Source organism: Citrobacter telavivensis, assembly GCF_041807075.1.
Taxonomy (GTDB): domain Bacteria; phylum Pseudomonadota; class Gammaproteobacteria; order Enterobacterales; family Enterobacteriaceae; genus Citrobacter_A; species Citrobacter_A telavivensis.
On the sequence record NZ_JBGUBF010000012.1, the window covers coordinates 38,549 to 47,866 of the forward strand.

7 protein-coding genes are annotated in these 9,318 nt (G+C 45.5%); 5 read left to right on the plus strand and 2 right to left on the minus strand.

All coding sequences use genetic code 11. The features are described from left to right. Positions 1-9 precede the first annotated feature (9 nt). From ACERJC_RS24390 to ACERJC_RS24400, 3 genes are read left to right on the plus strand one after another with little or no spacing between them, the layout of a single operon-like run. The gene (locus ACERJC_RS24390) at positions 10-390 is read left to right on the plus strand and encodes a nitrite transporter (RefSeq protein WP_373672693.1); all 381 of its coding nucleotides are present in this window, start codon (positions 10-12) and stop codon (positions 388-390) included. Further along, positions 387-3,104: a host specificity factor TipJ family phage tail protein gene (locus tag ACERJC_RS24395; RefSeq protein WP_373672694.1), complete on the plus strand. Its 2,718-nt coding sequence runs from the start codon at positions 387-389 to the stop codon at positions 3,102-3,104. The genes ACERJC_RS24390 and ACERJC_RS24395 overlap by 4 nt, the downstream gene beginning before the upstream one ends. Before the next feature lie 56 nt (positions 3,105-3,160). Next, complete coding sequence (locus tag ACERJC_RS24400) at positions 3,161-5,287, plus strand: putative phage tail protein (protein ID WP_373672695.1); 2,127 nt, start codon at positions 3,161-3,163, stop codon at positions 5,285-5,287. 38 nt (positions 5,288-5,325) lie between these two features. Here ACERJC_RS24400 and ACERJC_RS24405 read toward each other — a convergent pair whose 3' ends face one another. Then, the gene (locus ACERJC_RS24405) at positions 5,326-7,197 is read right to left on the minus strand and encodes an acyltransferase family protein (RefSeq protein ID WP_373672696.1); all 1,872 of its coding nucleotides are present in this window, start codon (positions 7,195-7,197) and stop codon (positions 5,326-5,328) included. Positions 7,198-7,355: 158 nt separating this feature from the next. Here ACERJC_RS24405 and ACERJC_RS24410 point away from each other — a divergent pair, with 158 nt between their 5' ends. Both ACERJC_RS24410 and ACERJC_RS24415 read left to right on the plus strand, forming a co-directional pair. Continuing rightward, the gene (locus ACERJC_RS24410) at positions 7,356-7,595 is read left to right on the plus strand and encodes a DNA polymerase V (protein ID WP_090050952.1); all 240 of its coding nucleotides are present in this window, start codon (positions 7,356-7,358) and stop codon (positions 7,593-7,595) included. Position 7,596: 1 nt separating this feature from the next. Further along, positions 7,597-7,986, plus strand: a complete 390-nt coding sequence (locus ACERJC_RS24415) for a HumD family translesion DNA polymerase (protein WP_373672697.1) — start codon at positions 7,597-7,599, stop codon at positions 7,984-7,986. Here the strand turns inward: ACERJC_RS24415 and ACERJC_RS24420 are convergent, their stop codons facing one another. Beyond that, positions 7,987-9,144, minus strand: a complete 1,158-nt coding sequence (locus ACERJC_RS24420) for a tyrosine-type recombinase/integrase (RefSeq protein ID WP_373672698.1) — start codon at positions 9,142-9,144, stop codon at positions 7,987-7,989. Positions 9,145-9,318 lie beyond the last annotated feature (174 nt).

A 9,318-nucleotide genomic window follows, 5' to 3' on the forward strand; every position in this document is an offset into this window, starting at 1 on the left:
GGGGATTCAATGTTTAATCCTGATAAATACCTTTCGGTAAAATGGCTGAAGGGCGGGCGAACTTACCCTGAACTTGACTGCTTTGGTGTACTGAATGAAGTCCGCCGTGATATCGGCCTTCCTGAATGGCCAGATTTTGCCGGGGTAACCAAGGATAACGGCGGACTCGATCGGGAAGCACGAAAGCTTATGCGTTCTCTTCGTCGATGTGAACCGTGTGAGGGAGCCGGTGTTGCATGCTATTCAGGTTCAACAGTGGCACATGTTGCCGTGGTAGTGAATATCAATGGCCAACTTTACGTTGCGGAGTGTAACCATAAAACAAACGTTACATTTCTGCCATTGGCGCGTTTCATGCGTCGGTTCGTCAAAGTGGAGTTCTGGGCGTGACAATAAGACTTTACCCCTCCAGATTGCCAGGGGAACCGCTGGAAACACATCAACATGGCGCGATGACGATTCATCAATGGATGAAGCGAAACGTTGAAAATTATCGTGCTGATATGAAGCATCCGGTTGCTATTGAAGTTGATGGTGAGAATATCCCGCCGTCGGCATGGTTTGATTTTGCAATTAAACCAGACAGTGATGTGAAAATTTTCCCGATCCCTTATACGGCTGTTGCGCTTGCATGGGTTGCTGTTGCTGTTTCGGTCGCATCTGTTGCTTATGCTCTGTTCTTTGCGCCGGGTGCAGCGGACCCTGGCGGTTTTTCATCCTCGACAGGCGATTCACTGGACGTTAACCCTGCGAAAGCGAACCGGGCAAAACTGGGCGATCCGATTCGCGAGTTGTTCGGCCGCCGTCGTATTTACCCAGATTACGTGGTGCAGCCGGTAACACGTTTTAACCCTGACGACCCGACAGTGATGACCGTTGAAATGTTTGTCGCTTTAGGGTTTGGGTTGTTCTCATTTGGTAATGGCGATATACGCGTCGGCGCCACACCAGTTTCATCACTGGGTGATGGATTCGCTCATACTTTGTATCTACCCGGTCAGAATGTCGCAGGTGATCGCCGTAGTGAGAACTGGTTCAACTCTACAGAAGTGGGCGGAACATCTTCTGGGGCCGGTCTGGATATGGCCCAGACTGCGCCAGATACGGAAGACGTTGTTGCGCAGTCTTTGACAGTTTCAGGCAGTACGATCACATTTAACGGGCTAAGTACCGATGATGACGATCCGGCGACCAATGAATTACCGGAATCGTGGGTTGCAGGTGCAGTGGTTGAACTCATCGTTCCTGATTCATTTGTTGTCACTAATGATGGCGCATACAGCCGAATCACCAGCGATAATCTGGCTGAAATAGCCCCATATGTCGGAATGCCAGTCGCGCTCTGGTACAACAGTGTTGACTATAACCTCTTCATTGCATCTTACACTCCACACTCAGCTCCGCCCGGCGGTGACGTAGTGACTGCATCAGTAACTCTTGCCTATGAGAGTTCGGTCGGAGCACCGTTTACGGGCATTCCGGAAGGTTATATTCGTCTATCGCTGTCCCATGCGGGCAATCAGTACAAAATTCTCAATGTTGATGGCAGCAGCGTAACACTCAGGCGTCTGGTCAACGGTGTAGTTGATAATACCTGGCCGGGGTTTGTTGCCAGAACGGTTCTTGATTTCGATGCTTCTGGAGTGAACCAGAATGATACATGGATGGGGCCATTCATGGCGTGCCCGGAAAATGAAACAATCGACATGTTCGAAGTTAATTTCTTTTTCCCGAATGGAATTTGCGGTTACAACAAAAAGGGTAAAAAACAGAATAGAGAGGTTCGATGGGAGATCCAGTATCGGGTGTATGGTTCAGGATCAGGATGGAGCAGCAAAACGGGATCGTACAATACACAGAACATCAATGGTCTCGGGTACACTGAACGCGTCACTTTAAGCTCTCCTGGCCTCGTTGAAGTTCGCTGCCGGCGCACTAACGAGCAGGGGCAGGACAACAGCCGCGATAACATGTACTGGCAATCGTTGCGTGGTCGCCTTCTGACCAGACCGTCATCGTACGCTGGCGTAACGACTATGGGCGTCACGGTGGAAACCGGCGGCAAACTGGCCGCGCAGTCCGATCGTCGGGTGAACGTTGTAGCTACAAGGACTTACGACACTGGCGCGGCGCGCAGCATCTCTGGCGCGCTGTACCACGTTGGTAACTCTCTGGGTCTGGATATGGATACTGACGCCATTAATGGTCTGGAAAGCATGTACTGGACGCCTGACAATGAGTTTTTTGACTTCGAGACCACAGACAGTACATCGGCACTGGAGGTTTTGCAGAAGATTGCCAACGCAGGGAAAAGTTATTTTCTGCTGACTGACGGGCTGGCATCAGTCGCGCGTGAAGGCGTTAAGCCCTGGTCTGGTGTTATCAGTCCACATGAGATGACGGAAGACCTTCAAACCGCGTTTGTGGCTCCCTCTGACGACGACTATGACGGTGTGGACGTTACGTATATCAATGGGACAACGTGGGCGGAGGAAACAGTACAGTGCAGGACGACGGATAATCCAACGCCCGTGAAAATCGAAGACTACACGCTTGATGGAGTGCTCGACCGGGACCGCGCGTATCAGATAGGTATGCGTCGCCTGATGAAGTATCTCAGGCAGCGTTTGACGTTCACGACCATCACAGAACTGGATGCGCTCTGTTACAACGTTGGTGATCGGGTTGTACTGACCGATGATATACCGGGAAGCAAGACGGTTAGTGCGCTGATTGAAAGTATGACCACGGCTGACGGTCTGACGACATTTAATGTTACTGAGCCGCCAGACTGGAGTTTTGATAATCCGCGTGCACTCATCCGTTATCAGGATGGGACAACCTCCGGGTTGCTGGTGGCTACCCGTGCAGGGGATTATCAGATCTCAGTCCCTGAACAGCCAGAATTTGGTAATATCATCCTGAACGACCCAGCCATTGAACCACCACGCCTTATTTTCTGCGATTCTTCGCGTGTTGGCTATAACGCTATTATTTCTGAAATAGCACCACAATCTGATGGAACCTGCCAGGTAACAGCCAAAGAATATCGCGACTCATTCTATCAATACGACAACGCTATTTACCCAGGCAATGTAGCCTGATTACCACCAATTACCAATGACCCGCTTCGGCGGGTTTTTTCGTTTATGAGGCCAATATGACGACTTATAACACCGGCAATCCGCTGGGGTCCGCTGCTGCAAAAGATTTGTACGATAATGCTCAGAACTTTGATCACCTATCTGTAGACATGGTTAATGAGCAATGGCCAGATCGATTTGGAGTACCACGCCTTACGTGGCATGGAATGGAAGTGCGTTACCAGGAAAAGCTCACATCAATGGGATGGTCGCTGATGGATTCATTCCAGAATGGAGCGACTCTTACTAGAGCGGATCAGGCGTTACGCTGGGCACTTCCTGACGGTGATGGTGAGTATTATAGATGGAAAGGAGAGTTACCAGTTACGATACCAGAAAACTCAACCCCTGCTTCTACTGGTGGTGTATATGACCCTGACCTTAATCCTGATGGTAAATGGGTTGGTGTTGGGGAATCCTCATTGCGAGGGCAATTAAACAACACATTCTCTGATGTTAATTCATTGAGGAATTCAGAAAACCTTATCCCAGATATTCCAGTATTGCTCGTTAATTACTATTCGGGTATTGGAGGAGGAGGCGGGGCGTTCTATGTTGATGATGCAGATACCACGTCAACAGATAACTCAGGAACTGTTTTCATTAACTCTTCAGGGCAGCGGATCAAGCGGGTGCTCGATGGTGTATGCCGCTGGTCAGACTTCGGAATTCTTCCAGGCATGCCGGTTGCGCCTACAAAATCGCAGTGTGAAGCTGTCTGGGCGTGGGGTTTTGCAAACGGATGTATCCGGTACGAAACCTTCCAGAAAGGCGAAATGACGTTCACTTTCCCTCTGTTGTTTCAGGTTCCTGCTGACTGGACCGGCGGGGCGGTTAGCTTCATTGCAGAAGGGCTACATAAGTTTGCTTATGATTTCACTAATGGTGCCACTGATGACGTGATTGAGATCATCCTTAAACTTGAAGACCTGTCAGGGAATACACCCATCCATACTATTTATAATTTTGATAACGTTGGTATGGGACGGTTCCCTGGTAAGAGCATCAGATACACCGCTCTACGCCACACGAACGCAAAAAACTCAATGATCAAGGTTACCGGTAAGAACAACTACGGATATGCCCTGTTCATAGGCGGTAGTGATAACAGCATCGTGTACAATTCAACGTTTTATAACTGCGATGGCCAGTTGCTGGTAACTTCGCCGGCAGGCGCTTACGACAACTTCGGCGATGCAATTTATGTTGGTGCTAAAAATGTGTCCATCCAGAGCCCGGTCATTGAAACAACACAGGGTGGCAGAGCTGGTATCGTATTCGAAGGGACAAGTGTTGATCGTGTTGGTGGTGAGGTAACAAACTGCTTCATTAAGGGATACGATCGCGGTATTCACATTGAAACCATTGGCTACAGAATGGACGCGGTTAATATTACTGGAGGCAGGATACAGGATTGTAATACAAGCATATTGGCATTTAATGGAGTAGCCGCCGATATGGGAAGTGATATGTCTGTTATCGTCAAGGGATTAACATCTCGGCTTGATAGCACAATTTCAGGTCATGCTAATCCGTCTGGTTTTTCGCTTGGGCACCTTATGATCTCAGGTGTAAACACACAGGTAACAACAGAAGGTTGTTCTTGGCAGGCGCAACTTAACAATATAACTATTGTTGGTGGTGGAAAATGGATTAGTAGCGGAGACCGGATGTTTGTTAATTCAGGAGGGATAGCAGCGCCATACGCAAGAAGTATTGAGATAAATAATATGTATGCCCCGGCAAACAGAAACACGTTGTCATCATCAGGTAATGTTATATTCACAAACTCATTTTGGGGTGGCGATATAACGGTAACTGGCGGAAATAAGAGCGTGATAGATAATATAGAGATGACAAGACTCACATTCCCAAATTGCGGTAGAATTAGTCTTGTAGGATCCAATAGCGCCATAGTGAGAAACATAATATTCCAGTTCCCTGATACGTGGGCAATTGACAACACACAAACTTTGCAGGTGCCTGTATGTCCTATTATTGAAAATATCCATGTAAATAGCACACCAACAGGAACGGCAACACTGCAGAGGAATGCAGAGAACACAGGCACATCAGCAAACAGATACAGAAGGGCCATGCCATCATATATTTCAAATGGCACGACATTTACAACAATAAACTAGCTTAAAGGTTATTAAGGTGGCCTTACAAGGCCACCGTTTTACTTACTCATAACTTCAGATATTTTATTGAATATATATTTACCAACAATCTCAGAGCCATATTTTGTAAGGTGAATTTTGTCAGAATAAATTGGTTCACCCTCTGGGCTTTGCACAATGCAATTTTTTGCGTCACATAAAGCGTCATTAGGGTTAATGAAATAAACACCTTTAGTTTTGCTTGCCCATTCTTCTAATATTTTATTTTCAATAATTTCTCTTTTTTCTTCTCTTGCAGGACATTCAAGCTTTAAAATAGTATTTATAGGAAGAGGGTTTTTAGCAAGACATTCAAAAACCAGATATTCAGTGCCCTGTGTCTTTCCAATTACAAATAGCTTTCTATCATTGGTGGATCTAAAGGCCTCCGAATTAACAATGTCAGTTAATTCATTTATGACAATATTAGCATTATCATCAACAACCTCTTCACCAGTGGATAAATTTTTAAACTTCCAGTCACTACTCCATATTTGAGCGTAGAGTACGTACTTTGATTTATATTTTATAAGTGATTCATTGAAGTACTTAGACCTATCTGTACATGCTTTGGCAATTTTGTCTGTAAAAAACCTAACGTAATTATTTGTTGATATACACCCATCCTGGAATACTGCTGCAAAAGGCTTTCCATATTCTTTCAAAAAAGTAGAATACTGCCTTGCAAAACTGTCACCAGTTATAATGAATTCAGGCTCATTATTGTTTATGTTAAATAGTTGAATTCCGTTTCCTTGAGGTGTTCCAGAACCACCATAGTACTTTGCATGAAACTCTTTTGCTGACAGTCCGAATTTTTCATCGACTCTTGATTTAATTCCGTCTTCACTGACATAATAAGATGCATAGAGAGCAATAACAAACATACAGCAAAGGCCAAGGCCGTAGCTTCTTCTCTTTTCAACTGTATAGTAGAGTATTATTGAAATTGCCAAAACAATATACAAGTAAGTTAAAAAACCAACATCAATATTAAATTTACCTAATGTGACAATAACAGGCCAATGCACAAGGTAAATTGAGTAAGACCATAAGCCAGCCTTTTGAAGAATAATATTTGAAAGTATCGAGTTTTCATTATTTGCAAGAATAACAAAGTATGCACCAACCACAGGTAACAATGCTGCATAACCAGGCCACGGAGTTTTATCGCTGATTAGAGCAATGGATGCAGCAATAAGCGCGATACCAGCGATTTCAATCTTACCGGAATGCTCTTTGTACCGAGCGAGAGGGTACAGGAACGCGAGGCCACCAACCATCATCTCCCACGCTCTGGTATAAAGCATAAAGTACGCCGCTGACGGGTCTGTGTATGAAACATAAACAGAAAGCGACAAAGATACTACCGCTGCGACTACAACGGCTATCTTAATTTTTGATAATGATAATATTTTTGATAAAGCATAAACAATGATAGGGTAAATAATATAAAACTGCCACTCTACAGATAACGACCATGTGTGCAGTAAAAATTTACTTCTTGAATCTGCATCAAAATAACCAGACTCAAAAAAATAAGTAAAATTAGAAATGAATAATAAACTACTAAATGAGTGATTCCCTATAACCTGATAGGTCAATGGCTCAAAAATTAAATACCCAACAATAAGAAGCACAACCACAACAGCAACTAGCGCAGGAACTATTCTTTTGCATCTTGCAATCAGGAATTTAACAACTGAAAAATTGTTATTTTCTACCCCTCTGAAAATTATTGATGTCATTAAAAAACCTGAGATGACGAAGAAAACATCAACTCCAGCAAAACCACCCGGTAAAAAAGATGGGCTAAAATGGAAAACCAGAACGGATAATACCGCAATGGCGCGAAGCCCATTAATATCTTTCCTGAAATTTTTCTCAGCCATTAGAAATCATTCCATAACCTGTAACTATATAATTTTATTGATGCGTCGATGGCAAGCATTGTAGACAGAAGGGGGATTCACATCAATCTCTTGATCTTTGATGTGAATAGCAGATACTGTATATATAAACAGTGTTGCATGTGAGGTTTGAGTAACTTATGCCGCGTCGTTATGACATTGAGGCCGCATTCCGGTCTGCTGTAGTTGTTGAACCCAGCGGTCGCAGGACACTACGAACCGTTGATTTTGTGCGGGAACTGAAGAAGGTTAACTGGGATTTTTCTCTACGTGATGCAAATGCCTGGATAGAGGCCAGCATAAGCACGTTCAGGGACATATCCCCGACAGAAGGCGAAGACCGTTTGTTCATGCTCTATAACCCTAACGGAGGGCTATGACATGGGATTTCCATCACCGGCAGATGATTATGTAGAGCGAAGCATATCGCTTGACGAAAAATTTATTGAGCATCCAGCATCTACATACTTCATGAGAGCAGGTCAAACATACTGGCGTGAAGGCATCCAGAATGGTGCCTTGCTGGTCGTGGATAGCTCACTAACACCATGTGATGGCTCTCTGCTCGTTTGCAGGATAGATGATGAGTTAAGGATAAAGCGCTACCGTATTCACCCAAAACCTCATCTGGTGAATCTGGAGAACGGCAAGCGTGAAGAGATACCTGGGCAAACAGGCGACTACAACGTGTCATCACCGGTATTCGGAGTGATAACGTACATCATCAACGATGCACGTTCAGGTGAGTTTGATGACTGTCCGGTAATGTGATTACCCGGCATTCCCGTCTATGTAGTCAGCCCACCACTGCATCATTTCACGACGCTTATCGAGATACTGAGCATGGTTGTAAATGCCACGTATTGATCCGCTGTTTGCGTGCGCCAGTTGCTTTTCTATGGCATCAGCCGGCCATTCATATTCATTCATGATTGTGCTGAACTGGTGCCTGAATCCGTGCCCGCTCGCCAGTCCTTCATAGCCGATCTGACGAATAACCAGAAGGACTGCGTTCTCGCTTATCGGCTTTGTTTTGTCATTGCGTCCGGCGAAAACGAAACTTGATATCGGCTGAGTTACAGGCTTCAGTGTTTCAAGCAAAGAAATTACCTGGTCTGACATGGGGACAAGGTGAACTCGGCGCCCCTTCATCACCTCTTCACCGATCGTAATCATCCTGGTTTCAAAATCGACGTTCGACCATTGCATGGACCGGAGTTCTTTAGTCCTCAGTACCGTGTACTGTAAAACCTGTGTCGCAATCTTCGATACGATGCTACCAGCGAAGCCAGAGAGAGCTTTGTTGAAGGCCGGTATCTGGTCAGCAGGAAGAAAAGGATAGTTCTTCTTGCGATATCCCTTCATTGCATCAGCCAGATCAGGAGCAGGGTTATATTTGGCCCTGCCTGTGACAATGGCGTACCTGAACACTTCCCCGCAGCGCCTTCTTGCCTTATTAGCCCTCTCCATTGCCCCACGATCTTCAAACCTGCGGATCACTTCCAGTATCTGCATCGGTTCTATCTCGTTAATCTCCATCCCGCCAATCAACGGCAGAATGTCATCCTGGAACATGCGTGACAGTTCTGTGCTGTATACCTCTGACCATACCTGTTTTTTATGCTCGTACCATTCCTGGTATATAGAGCCGAACGAGTTGTCTTTGACTGACAGTTTTTTAGCCTTTACCGGATCCACACCGACAGACACATCTTTTTTCGCAAGCCATGCCTTGTCTCTTGCTTCCTGCAATGACATGAAAGGATATTTACCTATTGTCAGAACCTTCTCTTTACCATCGAGCTTGTAACGCAGTTGCCAGACTTTCTTTCCGGTAACCGGCACATAAAGGTACAGACCATTGCTGTCGAGCAGCCGGTACGGTTTATCTTTCGGCTTTGCCGCGTCGATCTGCTTGATGGTGAGCATGGGTAAAATTCCGGTGGGTAAAATTATTTACTCGTTTTTTACCCGCCTGACTATGCGGCTGTCAACGTTCTATTGCGAACTATGGCGAACTGGTCTTTTATTTGATGCTTGCTGTGTAAGGAATTTTGCGAACTATTGCGGAGGGCGGCGAACCATAGAATGGTGTCCCCTGCA

Excerpts from the sequence above, each read along its gene's own strand:
- ACERJC_RS24390 (WP_373672693.1), top strand. The coding sequence starts at position 10 with ATGTTTAATCCTGATAAATACCTTTCGGTAAAATGGCTGAAGGGCGGG.
- ACERJC_RS24400 (WP_373672695.1), top strand. The coding sequence starts at position 3,161 with ATGACGACTTATAACACCGGCAATCCGCTGGGGTCCGCTGCTGCAAAA.
- ACERJC_RS24405 (WP_373672696.1), bottom strand. The coding sequence starts at position 7,197 with ATGGCTGAGAAAAATTTCAGGAAAGATATTAATGGGCTTCGCGCCATT.
- ACERJC_RS24410 (WP_090050952.1), top strand. The coding sequence starts at position 7,356 with ATGCCGCGTCGTTATGACATTGAGGCCGCATTCCGGTCTGCTGTAGTT.
- ACERJC_RS24415 (WP_373672697.1), top strand. The coding sequence starts at position 7,597 with ATGGGATTTCCATCACCGGCAGATGATTATGTAGAGCGAAGCATATCG.
- ACERJC_RS24420 (WP_373672698.1), bottom strand. The coding sequence starts at position 9,144 with ATGCTCACCATCAAGCAGATCGACGCGGCAAAGCCGAAAGATAAACCG.